The sequence below is a fragment of the Pseudomonas sp. AC136 genome, assembly GCF_979258585.1.
The window spans coordinates 3,247,602-3,263,121 of sequence record NZ_OZ409865.1 but is presented as its reverse complement, the minus strand read 5'-3'; the positions used below and the strand labels follow the sequence as shown (position 1 = coordinate 3,263,121).

16 protein-coding genes are annotated in these 15,520 nt (G+C 60.0%); 14 read left to right on the top strand and 2 right to left on the bottom strand.

All coding sequences use genetic code 11. The features are described from left to right. The first annotated feature begins 259 nt into the window (after positions 1-259). The 4 genes from ACZZZU_RS14410 to ACZZZU_RS14395 all read left to right on the top strand — a co-directional run bounded on the left by ACZZZU_RS14410 (position 260) and on the right by ACZZZU_RS14395 (position 5,462). Entirely contained in the window at positions 260-1,054 is a 795-nt protein-coding gene (locus ACZZZU_RS14410; protein WP_122492229.1) for a TorF family putative porin, read from the top strand. A 21-nt stretch (positions 1,055-1,075) separates the two neighbouring features. Continuing rightward, entirely contained in the window at positions 1,076-2,941 is a 1,866-nt protein-coding gene (locus ACZZZU_RS14405) for a CocE/NonD family hydrolase (RefSeq protein WP_463550989.1), read from the top strand. Positions 2,942-3,006: 65 nt separating this feature from the next. Further along, positions 3,007-3,594, top strand: coding sequence for a DUF3237 domain-containing protein (locus ACZZZU_RS14400; RefSeq protein WP_122492227.1), 588 nt, complete (start codon positions 3,007-3,009; stop codon positions 3,592-3,594). Between the two features lie 209 nt (positions 3,595-3,803). Beyond that, positions 3,804-5,462, top strand: coding sequence for a C80 family cysteine peptidase (locus tag ACZZZU_RS14395; protein ID WP_463550988.1), 1,659 nt, complete (start codon positions 3,804-3,806; stop codon positions 5,460-5,462). A gap of 21 nt (positions 5,463-5,483) precedes the next feature. Here ACZZZU_RS14395 and ACZZZU_RS14390 read toward each other — a convergent pair whose 3' ends face one another. Further along, positions 5,484-6,125: a hypothetical protein gene (locus ACZZZU_RS14390; protein ID WP_122492225.1), complete on the bottom strand. Its 642-nt coding sequence runs from the start codon at positions 6,123-6,125 to the stop codon at positions 5,484-5,486. Positions 6,126-6,540: 415 nt separating this feature from the next. Here ACZZZU_RS14390 and coxB point away from each other — a divergent pair, with 415 nt between their 5' ends. Genes coxB through ACZZZU_RS14370 form a run of 4 tightly spaced genes read left to right on the top strand, consistent with a single transcriptional unit; the run spans position 6,541 to position 10,781 of the window. Continuing rightward, positions 6,541-7,665 (top strand): cytochrome c oxidase subunit II, encoded by a 1,125-nt coding sequence (gene coxB / locus ACZZZU_RS14385; protein ID WP_463550987.1) that lies wholly within the window; start codon positions 6,541-6,543, stop codon positions 7,663-7,665. A 10-nt stretch (positions 7,666-7,675) separates the two neighbouring features. Continuing rightward, entirely contained in the window at positions 7,676-9,277 is a 1,602-nt protein-coding gene (gene ctaD / locus ACZZZU_RS14380) for a cytochrome c oxidase subunit I (protein ID WP_463384280.1), read from the top strand. 7 nt (positions 9,278-9,284) lie between these two features. Then, positions 9,285-9,830, top strand: coding sequence for a cytochrome c oxidase assembly protein (locus ACZZZU_RS14375; protein ID WP_122492222.1), 546 nt, complete (start codon positions 9,285-9,287; stop codon positions 9,828-9,830). A 27-nt stretch (positions 9,831-9,857) separates the two neighbouring features. Then, entirely contained in the window at positions 9,858-10,781 is a 924-nt protein-coding gene (locus tag ACZZZU_RS14370) for a cytochrome c oxidase subunit 3 (RefSeq protein ID WP_463384278.1), read from the top strand. 2 nt (positions 10,782-10,783) lie between these two features. Here the strand turns inward: ACZZZU_RS14370 and ACZZZU_RS14365 are convergent, their stop codons facing one another. After that, complete coding sequence (locus tag ACZZZU_RS14365) at positions 10,784-10,987, bottom strand: twin transmembrane helix small protein (protein ID WP_122492452.1); 204 nt, start codon at positions 10,985-10,987, stop codon at positions 10,784-10,786. Between the two features lie 76 nt (positions 10,988-11,063). Between ACZZZU_RS14365 and ACZZZU_RS14360 the strand changes: the two genes are divergently transcribed. The 6 genes from ACZZZU_RS14360 to ACZZZU_RS14335 all read left to right on the top strand — a co-directional run bounded on the left by ACZZZU_RS14360 (position 11,064) and on the right by ACZZZU_RS14335 (position 15,453). Further along, positions 11,064-11,795, top strand: a complete 732-nt coding sequence (locus ACZZZU_RS14360; RefSeq protein WP_463550986.1) for an SURF1 family protein — start codon at positions 11,064-11,066, stop codon at positions 11,793-11,795. Beyond that, complete coding sequence (locus ACZZZU_RS14355; RefSeq protein ID WP_463550985.1) at positions 11,792-12,373, top strand: hypothetical protein; 582 nt, start codon at positions 11,792-11,794, stop codon at positions 12,371-12,373. The genes ACZZZU_RS14360 and ACZZZU_RS14355 overlap by 4 nt, the downstream gene beginning before the upstream one ends. Positions 12,374-12,388: 15 nt before the next feature. Further along, positions 12,389-13,420, top strand: a complete 1,032-nt coding sequence (locus ACZZZU_RS14350; RefSeq protein WP_463550984.1) for a COX15/CtaA family protein — start codon at positions 12,389-12,391, stop codon at positions 13,418-13,420. Positions 13,421-13,447: 27 nt separating this feature from the next. Then, complete coding sequence (gene cyoE, locus ACZZZU_RS14345) at positions 13,448-14,347, top strand: heme o synthase (RefSeq protein ID WP_122492217.1); 900 nt, start codon at positions 13,448-13,450, stop codon at positions 14,345-14,347. A 139-nt stretch (positions 14,348-14,486) separates the two neighbouring features. Beyond that, a complete protein-coding gene (locus ACZZZU_RS14340) occupies positions 14,487-15,059 on the top strand; it encodes a biliverdin-producing heme oxygenase (protein WP_463552139.1) in 573 nt (190 codons plus the stop codon). Then, the gene (locus tag ACZZZU_RS14335) at positions 15,052-15,453 is read left to right on the top strand and encodes a YbaN family protein (RefSeq protein ID WP_463550983.1); all 402 of its coding nucleotides are present in this window, start codon (positions 15,052-15,054) and stop codon (positions 15,451-15,453) included. The genes ACZZZU_RS14340 and ACZZZU_RS14335 overlap by 8 nt, the downstream gene beginning before the upstream one ends. Positions 15,454-15,520: the final 67 nt, after the last annotated feature.

Genomic DNA, 15,520 nt, shown 5'->3' with positions numbered 1-15,520 from the left:
GCATCGACACGCTTCTTAACCTGCAACGGAGAACCTCACCACCCAACACCCGCAACCTCACCTGCAACACCGAGCGACGCCCCTTCGTATAAGAAAAATTTCGACTCGAGCCTTTCGAGCCGGCGGGGTCGTTTTGCCCAAAAAAACATAAAAGCGCCCCACAAAGCGCAGCGATGACCATCGCGAAGCTGCACCCAAAACAACAAGAGCCAGCGGTTTTTTCTGCCACATCAATCACAACAAAACGGAGCAGAAACACATGAACACCCTCATCAAGTGGAGCCTTGCGAGCGCCGCCCTGAGTTTTTCACTCACCAGCCACGCCATCGACCTGACCCCCGAGGTAATGCTGGATTTAACCGTCATCGCCGCGAGCGACTACCGCGTCGGCGGTTTCTCACTGACCCAGGGCGACCCGGTGCTGCAAACCGTCGCCAATCTGGTTCACAAACCATCCGGCGTGTTTGCCGGCGTGTTCACCAGTAACGTCGATTTCGGTACCGACACTCGCCGCGAATTCGACTACTTCGTCGGTATTGCCCGGCCCCTCAGCGAAAACACGCGGTTCTCACTGGCGTATGTCGCCTACGACTACCCGAAAGACAGCTGGGTGAACTTCCACGAGTGGGTCGGCACCTTCAGCTACAAAGGCGCCACCGCAGGTTTCAAATACACCAACGACCTGCAAAACCCGCCGGCTCTGGAGGCTTTGGCCAAAGAGCTGGCGCCGCTGGGCATCAAGATTCCCGAGCGCGACAACGACCGGATCATCACCTGGGTGGAATACGCCCAGCCGATGCCCTACCAGACCCTGCTGAACGTGCGTTACGGCTACAGCGATACCCACGATGAAATGGCCTACCGCGACGGCAGCGGCGACTATCGCAGCACCTACTACGACTGGAGCGTGGCGCTCAGCAAGAAGATGTTTGGCCTCGACTGGAAAGCCACCTACATCGACACCGACCTGTCGCAGGCTGAGTGCATGTCAGCCTTTGGGCGCGCCGGCGAGTGTTCGGCCACTGTCGTGGCGTCGGTTTCCAAAAACTTTTAATCACAGCGGGACAGTTTGCTTATGTACTCGACCTATCTAAAACACCCGCTGCGCTGCGGCGCATTGAGCCTGGCCTTGTTGCTTGGCACCCACGGCGTGGCCATGGCCCAGGCGCCTGAAGATGAAGGCATGCCGCCGTCCGATCGCAGCTTCGAGGCGTTCTGGGGCAAGCGCGTGACCGGCTACCTGAAAGCCGCCGACGGCACAGAGCTGCGTTACTCCGTGCTGCTGCCCAAAGCCGAGGGAAAATTCCCCGTGCTGGTGCGCTATAGCGGCTACGACTCCGGCAGCATCGGCGGCCCGGCGTATCTGGGTGACAACGAAACCTTCTCGGTCGCCATGGACAAAGAGCTGGTCGAAAAGGGCTACGCCGTCATGGGCGTGCAGGCCCGCGGTACTGGTTGCTCACAAGGCACCTTCGACTTTCTCGGCCCGCAATACGGCACCGACGGCCGCGACGCGATTGAATTCGCGGCGAGCCAAAGTTGGTCCGACGGCAACATCGGCATGTTCGGTTGGTCGTGGGCCGGCATGTCGCAACTGATGACCGCCGAAGAGCAGCCCAAACACCTCAAAGCCATCGCCCCCGGCATGGTGCTGGGCGACGCCCGAGGCGACAGCTGGGCGCCTGGCGGCGTGCCGAACCAGGAGTTCACCACCACCTGGCACTGGTTCGTCGACCAGCGTTGGCAAGCGGTGAAAGCCAGCGCCGAGGCGGAGCATGACCAGCGCTGCCTGGCGCAAGTGGCCGAAAACCAAGCCAAGGTGGTCGGCACCTCGCTGATGTACAACCTGCTCCGCCACCCGCTACGTGATGAGTGGACCGAGCAGCGCAGCAGCCCCCGTGACCGCGCGGCGCAGATCAAGGTGCCGGTGTTGTCCATGCAAGCCTGGCAAGACGAAGCCGTGCTGGCGCGCGAGGGTTACTACCAAGAGCGGCTCGACCCCAAACAGCTGTGGATGGTGCAAGCCAGCGGCGGCCACAACCTTTACGAGTCCGAGCGCTTTCGTAAAAAGCTCGGCGCCTTCCTCGACCATTTCGTCAAAGGCGAGCGCAACGGTTTCGAGAAAACGCCACGTCTGGAAATGTGGCAAGAAACCGTCGCGGACAACCGCAACGGGCGCCATGAGCCTAACGAAACCGCGCGGCCTACCTGGACCATCGAGCGCGACAGCTACCCGCTGAAACCCAAGCCGGTGACCTTCGCCCTCAGCGAAAAAGGTCAGCTGATTGAAAACGGCAAAGGCAGCGGTGCGCCGGATGGCTACAACTATCCGATCCCCGGACCAGACGTGAACACCTTCCTCAAGGACAACGCCTGGGGCCCGCAGCATCCGATCTGGCGCGAAGGCAGCCTGGCATACACCAGCGCGCCGCTGACGCGTGATTTTCTGAGCTACGGCACCGCGAGCGCAGACCTGTGGGTGACTACCTTTCTGGCACCGGATACCGACCTACAAGTCACCGTCACCGAAGTGCGCCCCGACGGCCAGGAAGTGTATGTGCAGCGCGGTTGGCTGCGGATGTCGGCGCGTAAGCTCGATGACGCGCGCTCCACCGCGCTTCGCCCGTGGCTGCTCGACACACCGGACTCCGTGCAACCGATGCTGCCGAATGTGCCGACGTTGGGCCGGATCGAAATTCCGCCGTTTTCCCACCCGTTCCGCAAAGGCTCGCAGCTACGGATTTGGATCGACGCGCCGTCGCGCACCGGTGGTTATGGCTTTGACTACTTCTCCATCCCGAGCCGCAACAGCGTGCTGCACGACGACTCGCATCCGTCGCGGCTGGTGCTGGGCGAGCTGACCGGCGTCGACATTCCGAGCGCCCTGCCGGGCTGCGACACGTTGCTCAAACAGCCGTGCCGACCTGATCCCCTGAAGTGAACCCAAAGGCGATCGGACGGTAGCGTCCGACCGCTTTAATTTCTGAAATTGAAGGAGCGTAACCCATGAAATTGTCCCGCACATTCCTGCACACCTGCACCGGTTTGGCCTTGCTGCTAGCCGCTACTGCCGGCCAGGCCGCCGAGCTTAAAGAGAAGATCGCCAATCGCCTGACCAACGAGCTGGTGCTGCAAATCAACGTGCAGCTCGGCCCGCGCGAAGAAATGGGTAAAGGCCCCGACGGCACCCGGGTGAACTACCCCATCGCCGGCGGTACTTTTGTGGGCAAAGACATCGACGGCAAACCCATGAAAGGCACCGTGGTGCCCGGCGGCGCCGACATGTCGGTGATGCGCGAAGACGGCGTCACCCGCATCAACGCCCTGTACCGGCTGAAAACCGATGACGGCGAAATCATCATCATCGACAACGCCGGCATCTGGCGTTTGAACGAATCGGGCTTGGCCAAACAAGCCAAAGGTCTCGAATTCAAAGACATGAAAGAAACCGACTTCTACTGCCGCACCGTGCCCTCGTTTAAAACCCAACCGGGCAAGCACGCCTGGCTCAACGACTACATCTTCGTTGGCTCCATTGATGGTGTCAGTGAGCATGAGGTCTTGATCAGCGTTTATCGTATGGCCGGCGCTTAATCGGAACGGAAAGAACGCGGTTTCGACCGCGTTCTTTCCCGTTGGAATCAGCATTAAGTGGAAAGGACGAGCCGACGGTTTCGGCAACGCCATTGCTTTTTTCGTCGCGTAAAAAAGGGAAAGCGTGCCTGAGGGTACAGAGGCCTTTCCTGCATAGCTTCCTGCAGCGGACACCTACGCTGGTCCGACTTTTAATCCAGGTCGCGGCCATGAACAAACACTGCTTTCGCCTTATTTTCAGCAAGCCCCTGGGCTTTCTTATCCCCGTCGCCGAAATCTCCACCGCCCAGCGCAAGCCCGGGCAGCAGCGAGCCACCCCGGCCATTTCACTTCCTTCGATTGCGCCCGTTTATTCGCTTAAACGTTTGGTGCTGTCTCTGCTCTTGGCAGGCTCGCCAAGTTGGGCCACCGCAGAAATTTTGCTGGATCGCAGCACCGGCGCCACGGTATCCAGCGCCGTCAATGGCGTGCCCGTGATCGAGATCGCCAACGCCCCTGCAAACAGCAGTATGCAAAACGTGCCAGACACGCACACGGTCGTGAAGCCCATTGCAAGTGAAGCAGTAAATACCGCTAAAACGGCTTTGCCGGTGGGCGAAAGTACCGAATACCGTCCAACTCTACCGCCACCCAAAGGGCCCAAGATTGAGGTAGACAACTATTTGCTCGTTAACTTGCAGCCAGACGATGCGATCATTAATAAAAGTTTGAGCCTTAAACTTAATCGGCATCCGGACAATACCGTGTTGGCACACGTAACCCCAGAAGGCGGAGTCCAGTTTGACGGCGATGGAGCATCGCTCTTAGGAAAGAAAGTCGCATACAAGTTATCGGGCCACGGCAATATAGATGGTGACCCAACCATAGGTGGCCTCGACCATCTTGGCGTTAAGGACTTGTTGGATAAGATCAAGACGATCGCTCCCGATCATGAACTAGTAAAGCTGACACTGGCGGGCTGCAAAACTAACTGCGAAGCGAACAGTTTGACTAAGTTGGTCCAAAGCAGCTTATTGGGCTCTGGAATCGAAGTCCCCGTGAAAGGATATGATGCAAGTGTAGTTACGAAACCTGATGGTAAGGAATTGCGGGCGGTTACCGAGAAAATTGAGCCAGCGCTGGAGCTGACGGATTCTTGGGTAAACCGGACTGACGTTGCCTCCAAAAACGAAGGTAACTTTTACACCAGTCCGGATGGGGATTCTTGGCTTCTAAGGCCCGTTGCAGATGAGAATTATCGGCGGGCTACGAATGAACAGTTCGTTGCGAAATTATATGGCTTTACCAACGATCAAAACGCAGGCAAAACCCTTATATGGGACAAAGCCAACGATAAAATATTTATGGCCGAGCCTTATACAAAAGATTTCACTAGACCCTTGGCCGACGCGATGGCAACCGCAAGCGGTTTGACCGCCGGATTAGGAATGGATCTTTGGTTGGGTAACTGGGGAGTTTTAACAGACAAAACAAATGCGGCTGGAGAGCCTGTGTTCACTAGAACTACGGACCAATCCTTGGAATATTGGGCAGGAAACCAATACCAACGGAATGCAATTTCCTATGATGTTGCAACCCAACTAAAAAATATGGTAAATCCTGCTGTGGGAGAGAGGGCCAAGATTTTTGCAAACATGCCGAACTCTGATAAAGCCGAATCAATTATGAAAGTGTTAGCCTATTTTAATGACGATGCAGAGGTATGCGCAATTTGCAACGCTTTCGGGCCGGGGACATTTGAAGAACGGAAGGAGTTAGCCAAAACCCTTCTTTCGCGAAGAGACGAACTTGAGGACGCATACGTGAATATAAAGGTCGATATGCGGCTGGAAGCGGCCAACTCCCAAAAAACGGATACTCAACCTTAATTTGCCAAAAAGGCTCATCCTTCAACTCAACCCTTGCAACTCCACACCCAGTTGCTGCGAAAAACACGGCCACTTTTTCCACGCAGCATGGGTGATGGGGTTGCTAAGGCGGCTGCGGTAAGCCTGCACCGACTCCTGTTCGAAAATGCTCGCTTCGAGCATGCCATCCACTGCGCGGTGAACCACTTCATCCAACTCGTTGGCGAAGGGTTCGCCGATCAGTTGGTGGGCGATTACGTTGGCCAGGGTCGTGTCCAGCGGAATCAGTGGCTGGCCTAAATGGGTGATGTAACGGTCGTTCACTTCTTCAACCAGACGGTGGGCCAGGTAGGCCTCGTCGAGCATGCCGTCCAATCCTTCGTGGCCGTCCATTAGCGCTGATGGTTCGAGGAAAAACGCTTCGGCGACTTTCAGCACCGGTTTGATCTGCCCCTCTATGCCTGCATCCCGCGCCACTTGGTTGGCGGCGTCCAAAATGTCTGGCACCTGATCGATATAAGCCTTCACAAAACGCACCAGCGCCTGCTTGCCATCACCTTCGGGTAATCGAATGGTGTGGTGCAGCTCGGGCATTTTTTGTTCCAGCAGGTTGGCAAGGTTGGCGCTATCGGCTTCGTGTTGATGGGCGCGCTGGATCAGCTCGCGCAGTGCGGCGGTTTTCATGACTGCTCCCAAACAAAGGACATGGGTAAATGGACAGCCCCGTTCACGGATGAAACAGGTCGAAGACAGAGACATTAGCTGGCAGCGAGCGGGTGTTAAGACCGGATTGTCATAATTACGAAACCTTTATGCTAGCCCGTTATAACGCTGGCGTTACACCTTTCTCCAAGCCAATAGAACCGGGGGCTTTAGCACAAGGCCTGGCCGGTTGCGGCGATTTTTGCCTCGACATTGCGAGGAGCAAGTCGCTGGCTATACTCCGACTCGAAAGGCTGATTCGAAACACATGACCTGATGAACCCGGACTGAGCCACGGCAAGGCGAGGGTGCGACAGCTAAGTCAGTTTTCTAGCAGACGCTCCCTTGGCCGCAGGCATAGCCGGCGGGATAACAAGAACGATAAGGGGAACCCGCAATGATGCGACATCCACGAGTTTGGATGGGCCTCCTGCTGTGGTCGGTATTCAGCCAGGCAAACGCTGCCTGGACCATGAATATGACGCAGGGTGTAACGGCTACAAGTAACGCCGTGTTCGATCTGCACATGACAATCTTCCTGATCTGCGCCGTCATCGGCGTGCTGGTATTCGGCGCCATGTTCTGGTCGATGCTGGTCCACCGCCGTTCCACCGGCCAGGTCGCCTCACACTTCCATGAAAGTACGACGGTCGAGATTCTCTGGACCGTAGTGCCCTTCATCATCCTTGTGGCGATGGCCGTTCCGGCAACCAAGACCCTGATCAAAATCTACGACAGCAGCGAGTCGGAGTTGGATATCCAGGTCACCGGCTATCAGTGGAAGTGGAACTACAAATACCTCGGGCAAGAGGTCGAGTTCTTCAGCAACCTGGCCACGCCCACCGAGCAAATCCATAACCAGGCGCCCAAAGACGAGCACTACCTGCTGGAAGTGGATCAGCCGCTGGTGATTCCTGCCAACACCAAAGTGCGCTTTCTGATCACCGCCGCCGACGTCATCCACTCGTGGTGGGTGCCGGCCCTGGCGGTGAAACGCGATGCCATTCCAGGCTTCGTCAACGAAGCCTGGACCAAGGTCGACAAGCCCGGCATTTACCGTGGCCAATGCGCCGAGCTGTGCGGCAAAGACCACGGTTTTATGCCAATCGTGGTCGAGGTCAAATCCAAAGAAGATTTCGCCAAGTGGCTGGATGAGCGCAAGCAGGAAGCCCTGGCGCTCAAAGAGCTGACCAGCAAGGAATGGACGCGCGAAGAATTGGTTGAGCGCGGTGACAAGGTCTACCACACCACCTGCGCTTCCTGTCACCAGCCTGAAGGCCAGGGCCTGCCGCCCATGTTCCCGGCGCTCAAGGGCTCCAAGGTGGCCACCGGGCCGAAAGAAGAGCACCTGCACACGGTGTTCTTCGGCAAACAGGGCACGGCCATGGCGGCGTTCGGCAAGCAATTGTCGGAAGTGGATATTGCCGCAGTGATCACCTACGAACGTAACGCATGGGGAAACAACGTCGGTGACATGGTCACCCCTAAAGACGTGCTGGCCCTGAAACAGGCGAAGGAATAGGAGACCCATCATGAGTGCAGTGATTGAGCCTGGCCATGCTGGGCACGCCGACCACGACCACGGTCATCACGGCCCCGCCAAGGGCCTGATGCGCTGGGTGCTGACCACCAACCACAAAGACATCGGCACCATGTACCTGTGGTTCAGCTTTGCGATGTTTTTGATTGGCGGCTCGTTCGCCATGGTGATTCGCGCCGAACTGTTCCAACCGGGGCTGCAAATTGTCGAACCGGCCTTCTTTAACCAGATGACCACCATGCACGGCCTGGTGATGGTGTTTGGCGCGGTGATGCCGGCGTTCGTTGGCCTCGCCAACTGGATGATTCCGCTGATGGTCGGGGCGCCGGACATGGCCCTGCCGCGCATGAACAACTTCAGCTTCTGGTTGCTGCCTGCCGCCTTTGGCTTGCTGATCAGCACGCTGTTCACCGCCGGTGGCGGACCGAACTTTGGCTGGACGTTCTACGCGCCGCTGTCCACCACCTACGCGCCAGAAAGCGTAACGTTCTTCATCTTCGCCATTCACCTGATGGGCATCAGCTCGATCATGGGCGCGATCAACGTGATCGCCACCATCCTCAACCTGCGCGCCCCCGGCATGACGCTGATGAAGATGCCGCTGTTCGTCTGGACCTGGCTGATCACCGCGTTTCTGCTGATTGCGGTAATGCCGGTGCTGGCCGGTTGCGTGACCATGATGCTGATGGACATTCACTTCGGCACTAGCTTCTTCAGCGCTGCGGGTGGCGGTGACCCGGTGCTGTTCCAGCACGTGTTCTGGTTCTTCGGCCACCCCGAGGTGTACATCATGATTCTGCCGGCCTTCGGGGCCGTCAGCTCGATCATTCCGGCGTTCTCGCGCAAGCCGCTGTTCGGCTACACCTCCATGGTGTACGCCACGGCCTCGATTGCCTTCCTGTCGTTTATCGTCTGGGCGCACCACATGTTTGTGGTCGGCATTCCGTTGGTGGGCGAGCTGTTCTTCATGTACGCCACGCTGCTGATCGCCGTGCCCACCGGGGTGAAGGTGTTCAACTGGGTGACCACCATGTGGCAGGGCTCGCTGACCTTCGAGACGCCCATGCTGTTTGCCGTGGCCTTCGTGATTCTGTTCACCATTGGCGGCTTCTCCGGGCTGATGCTGGCCATCGCCCCGGCGGACTTCCAGTACCACGACACCTACTTCGTGGTGGCGCACTTCCACTACGTACTGGTGCCCGGCGCGATCTTCGGCATCTTCGCCTCGGCCTACTACTGGCTGCCGAAATGGACCGGCCACATGTACGACGAAACCCTCGGCAAGCTGCATTTCTGGTTGTCTTTCGTGGGCATGAACATGGCGTTCTTCCCGATGCACTTTGTGGGGTTGGCCGGGATGCCGCGACGGATTCCGGACTACAACCTGCAGTTCGCCGACTTCAACATGGTGTCGTCCATCGGGGCGTTCAGCTTTGGCGCCACGCAGTTCCTGTTTTTGTTCATCGTCATCAAGTGCATCCGGGGCGGCAAACCGGCGCCGGCCAAGCCGTGGGACGGTGCCGATGGGCTGGAGTGGACCATTCCATCACCTGCGCCTTATCACACCTTCACCACGCCACCGGAAGTGAAGTGAGTCTGCAATGAGCGACGGCTTGCCGACCAAAACCCTGGTCACCCGCCTGCTGTTGTTGGTGGTGGTGATGTTCGCGTTCGGCTTTGCCTTGGTGCCGATTTACGACGTGATGTGCAAAGCGTTTGGCATCAACGGCAAAACCTCCGGGCAGTACGCGGGCGCGCAACAGCAGGTGGACGAAAACCGGCAGGTGAAGGTGCAGTTCATGGCCACCAATGCGGCCGACATGGTGTGGGAGTTCCGCCCGGTGTCGAGCGATTTGGTGGTGCATCCGGGGGCGGTCAACGAGATGACGTTTATAGCCCAGAACCCCACAGACAAACCCATGGCGGCGCAGGCCATTCCCAGTATTTCGCCGTCCGAGGCAGCGGCCTATTTTCACAAGACCGCCTGCTTCTGTTTCAACCAGCAAGTGCTGCAACCCGGTGAACGCGTAGAAATGAAGGTGCGCTTCATCGTCGACCGTGATCTGCCCAAGGATGTCTTCCACCTGACCCTCGGTTACACGCTGTTCGACATCACTGCTCGCCATCCGCCGATCGCGGCCAAGTAAGCGGTGTAAAACAAGGAGAACAATAAAATGGCGACGCACGACGAGGCCCTGCCAAAGAGCCCCAACTCCACCTACGAGCATTACTACGTTCCGGCGCAGAGCAAGTGGCCGATCATTGCCACCATCGGCATGCTCGTCACCATGTACGGCCTGGGCACCTGGTTCAACGACCTGAAGGCCGCCCGGCCTGAATCCCACGGCCCGCTGATTTTCAGCATCGGCGGTTTGCTGGTGGCGTACATGCTGTTCGGCTGGTTCAGCGCGGTGATCAAAGAAAGCCGCTCGGGCCTGTATAGCGCGCAAATGGACCGCTCGTTCCGCTGGGGCATGAGCTGGTTCATCTTCTCGGAAGTGATGTTTTTCATCGCTTTTTTTGGCGCGCTGTTCTACGTGCGTTACTGGTCCGGCCCGTGGTTGGGCGGCGAAGGTGCGAAGGGCATCGCCAACATGCTGTGGCCGAATTTCGAGTACACCTGGCCGATGCTCAACACGCCGGATCCCAAGCTGTACCCGGCCCCGAAAGCGGTTATCGACCCGTGGCATCTGCCGCTGATCAACACCATCTTGCTGATCAGTTCCAGCGTCACCGTCACCCTGGCTCACCACGCGTTACGCCACGGCAAACGCGCCGCGCTGAAGGGCTGGCTGGGGCTGACGATTGTGCTCGGCGTGTGCTTTCTGGCGCTGCAAGTTACCGAATACGTTGAGGCCTATCACGAGCTGGGGCTGACGCTGGGCTCGGGTATTTATGGCGCCACGTTCTTCATGCTCACCGGCTTTCACGGTGCCCACGTCACCATCGGCACGCTGATGCTGACCATCATGCTGCTGCGCATCATGAAAGGGCATCTGGACGAGAAACAGCACTTCGGTTTCGAAGCGGCCAGCTGGTATTGGCACTTCGTCGACGTGGTGTGGGTGGGGCTGTTTATTTTTGTGTACGTGCTCTGAGGTTACCAGCGCGCGTGACTGACCAGCTGGCCGCTGTAAAAGCCCCAGGTGATGAGGGCCACGGTCAACGCCGCCAAGACCACCCGAACGGTGAGGGCGTTGACCACGCGCGACGAGTTGCCTTGGTCTTTGACCAGAAAGAACAGGCCGCTGAACAGGCTGACGATGGTGGCCAAGAGCATAAGCACGATTGCCGCTTTGAGCATGGTGTGAGTCTCGCCAATGGGGAAGGGGAATGCTGTGGAGTATAGCCAGTCACCTGCCGCTGTCCGGGCACGCCAGATGAGGCGGTTTCGCCCCGGCTGGGTGCCGACACTGGTGGTGGCCGTGCTGCTGCCGGTGCTGGTGTGGCTAGGCTTTTGGCAGTTGGCGCGCGCTGAAGAAAAGCGCCAGTTGCTCGCCAGCTACGAGGCCCGCCGCAGCGCCGAACCCATGGGCATTCTTGAACTGGAAACCACCGCCGATGCGGCTTATCGCCGGGTGCGTTTGAGCGGCCACTTCGACGACCAACACAGCGTGCTGCTCGACAACCGTACCCGCGACGGCAAGGTTGGCGTCGAGCTGCTGCAACCGTTTTACGACCAGGCCAGTGACTTGTGGGTGCTGGTCAATCGCGGCTGGCTGCCCTGGCCGGACCGTCGCAACGCCGCGCAATTTGTCACCCCCGCGGCCGTGCAAAACCTCGATGCCTGGGTGTACGTGCCGCCCGGCGAAACCTTTCAACTGCAAGCGGACGCGCCGAGTAACCAATGGCCGCTGCTAGTCAATGCCGTGCACCCGCAAGCGCTGTGGACGCAGCTGGGCCGTGCCGGCCTGGCCTACGAAGTACGCCTGCAACCGAGTGCTGCCGCTTACCAGGCCGACTGGCCCGTGGTCGCCATGGGCCCCGAGCGGCACCAGGCGTACGCCGTGCAATGGTTTGCCCTGGCGGCGGCGCTGTTGGGTTTATTTGTCTACTTCGGCTTTCACGTCACCGCCAAACACGAGCCTGTTCTGGGAGAACAACAACCATGAATCCAGCCATGCCAATGCCCCATGCACCTGTGCGCCGTCGTGGTCGTTTGCAACTGCTGTTGCTGCTGGCCCTCACCGTCGGGCCGATGGTGCTCGCCACCGCCATGTACCAGTTCCGCTTCTGGGTGCCGGAAGGGCGCAACTACAGCGGCGAGCTGATCGGCAACGGACAAAACCGCAGCGATCTCGGTGTGCTCGGCAGCGATGTAACCACCTGGCAAATTCTGGTGACGGCGCCGGGCACTTGTGAAGACGACTGCCGGCAGCTGGTGTACCTGGCCCGGCAAATTCAAATTGGCCTCGGCCGGGAAGCCTCGCGCGCCACCCATGGCCTGGCCACGACACAACCGGTCAGCGAGGCCTATAACGCCGAACTGGCGCGCGACTACCCGCGCCTGGACCGCTACGGCCTCGATGCTCAGGCGTACAGCAAAGCCAGCCCGGCCACCGGCAGCGCGCCGCAGCTATGGCTGATCGACCCCCACGGCAATCTGGTGCTGCGCTATGACGCCAAGACCAAAGGCAAGGCGATTCTCAACGACATGCGCCTGCTGCTGAAACTGTCGAATATTGGTTGAGCTAAGGACCGTCCCATGGCCAAACCCGGATTCCGTCTCGCCCTGCTCGCCACTGTTCTGGCAGTGGTCGTGGTGCTGCTCGGCGCCTACACGCGGTTGACCCACGCCGGCCTCGGTTGCCCGGACTGGCCGGGCTGCTACGGCTTTATCAGCGTGCCCGCCAGCGAGGCGCAGCTGGCCCATGCCGAGGCCAACTTCCCCCACGCGCCGGTTGAGGCCCGCAAGGGCTGGAACGAAATGATCCACCGCTACTTCGCCGGCAGCCTGGGCCTGCTGATTCTGGCCCTGGCGGTGCTCGCGGTTCGGCGGCGCGCCGAGCCGCAGCAGCCGCTGAAACTGCCGTTGCTGTTGCTGGGCGTGGTGGTGGCGCAGGCCGCGTTTGGCATGTGGACCGTCACCCTCAAGCTCTGGCCGCAAGTGGTGACCGCGCATTTGCTCGGCGGCTTCACCACCTTGGCGCTGCTGTTTTTGCTGACGCTGCGCTTGTCCGGCCGCCTGCCGAGCCTGCCCGGGATTCCCGCCCGGCTGCGGCAGTTGGCGGCGTTGGGCTTGCTGGTGGTGATTGGCCAAATTGCACTGGGCGGTTGGGTCAGTTCCAACTACGCAGCGGTGGCCTGCATCGATTTGCCCACCTGCCACGGCCAGTGGTGGCCGGCCATGGATTTTGCCAACGGCTTTCACCTCAGCCAGCACATCGGCCCCAATTATCTCGGCGGTCAGCTCGACAGCGACGCCCGCACCGCCATTCATTTCACCCACCGCCTCGGCGCCATGCTGGTCACGGTGGTGTTGCTGATACTCGCCTGGCACCTGCAACGCGGTGGTCATGGCCGCCTGGCCGGTTTGTTGGTGCTGGCCTTGGGCATGCAAATCAGCCTGGGCGTGAGCAACGTGTTGCTGCACCTGCCGCTTGCGGTGGCAGTGGCCCATAACGCCGGCGGCGCGTTGTTGTTGCTGACGCTAGTGCTGGTGAATTACAGGCTGCGTGCGGTCGCCAACCCGGCGCGCGCAGCGACAAAAAATTGGGTTAGCCAGTCGGCGGCCTGACCGATAAAAACAAGAAGGAGAGACGCCATGGCCACGCTACTCAGCCAAGCTCACAGCCAAGCGCTTTGGCGCGACTACCTGGAACTGACCAAGCCCAAGGTCGTGGTGCTGATGCTCATCACCTCGCTGGTCGGCATGTTCCTCGCCACGCGTGCCGGGGTGCCGTGGACGGTGCTGGTGTTCGGCAACTTGGGTATCGCCTTGTGCGCGGGCGGGGCGGCGGCGGTCAACCATGTGGTGGATCGGCGCATCGATGCCGTCATGGCGCGCACGCACAAACGGCCGTTAGCGGAAGGCCGGGTTTCGCCCGTAGCGGCGCTGACGTTTGCCATGGCGCTGTCGGTGGGCGGGCTGGTGATTCTGCTGGCCTTCACCAACGAACTGACCGCCTGGCTGACCCTGGCGTCGCTGCTCGGTTATGCCGTGCTGTACACCGGCTTTCTCAAGCGCGCCACGCCGCAAAATATCGTCATTGGCGGCCTGGCGGGCGCCGCGCCGCCGCTGTTGGGTTGGGTCGCGGTCACCGGTCATATCAGCGCCGAACCGCTGCTGTTGGTGCTGATTATTTTCGCCTGGACGCCGCCGCATTTCTGGGCCTTGGCCATTCACCGCAAGGCCGAATACGCCAAGGCCGACATCCCCATGCTGCCCGTCACCCATGGCGAGCACTACACCAAGGTGCATATCGTGCTGTACACCCTGGTGCTGCTGGCGGTGAGCCTGATGCCCTACGTGATTCACATGAGCGGCTTGCTCTACCTGGCCTGCGCCGTGGTGCTGGGCGCGCGCTTTCTGCAATGGAGCTGGGTGCTGTACCACGACAGCAAACCGCACGCCGCCATCAACACGTTCAAATACAGCATCTACTACCTGTTCCTGCTGTTTATCGCGCTGCTGGTGGACCATTACTTTTTGCTTGAGCGGTGACGGCGGCCTGGGCGCGAATTGCTCACGGGGAAAAATACTTGCCGGTCCCCCTGAGGATTTTCGCGCCTGCCGCGTCTTCTTGAAGCCACGGACACCGTGTTCACTTCGTCGAGACCGCCAGACTGCTCAAGCATCGCCACTGAACCACGCCCTGCGTTCGCAGCGCCTGAACGCCCTTACCCACGAGCCGCACGCGCGCCTGGATGCCTTGGTAAAAAGCCACGACCCGTTCGGCAGCCGCGAGAACTTCGCCAAGTTCGTCGCCGCGCAGTACCTGTTCCAGTACGACCTGGAAAACCTCTACCGCCATGCTCAGCTGGCGCAGATCGTTGACGACTTGCCGAGCCGTGGCCGCATCGAACAAGCGCGCTTGGACCTGGCTGACCTCGGTCATGCCGTACCTACAGGCGATGACAGCGTGCGCGCGCAGCAGCTGGGTCTGGGCGCCGCGTTGGGCTGGGTGTTTGTGTCGGAAGGCTCGAAGCTGGGCGCGGCGTTTTTGATTAAACGTGCCGAGGCGTTGCAACTGAGCGACAGCTTTGGCGCCCGTCACCTGGGCGAACCGGAAGGCGGTCGCGCGCAAGGTTGGAAGCACTTCGTTGCCGCGCTCGATGGTGTGGCGCTGGACGCCGAGCAGGAACGTCAGGCCGAGGCCGCCGCCATCGCCGCCTTCAACCGTTTCGCCGATCACCTGGAACGCACCTTTGCCTGAGGCTTGCAGCGGCACTGCGCCACGCCGGCCGCTGCGCTGGCTGTGGCTGGCGTTGGCCTATGTGAGCCTGGCGCTGGCGGTGTTGGGCGTGGTGATTCCCGGTTTGCCCACCACCGAGTTCGTGTTGCTGGCGGCGTGGGCGGCGGCGCGCAGTTCGCCGCGCCTGGCGGCCTGGCTGGAAAACCACCGGCTATTCGGTCCGCTGCTGTGCAATTGGCGCGACGGCGGCGTCATCAACCGCCGCGCCAAACTGCTCGCCAGCCTGAGCATGGTGGTGGCGTTGTTGGTCATGCTGCTGACGGTCAGCCACCTGCCGTCCGTGGCGTTTGCCGCGTTGGGCATGGGCTGCGGCGCGGCGTGGATCTGGTCGCGCCCGGAACAACGCAAACCCTGAAACGCTTGGCGGTTTCGGTGACACGGCCGGATGGGGTACCGTTTGCCTTTCGATCTGCCGAGCTGCC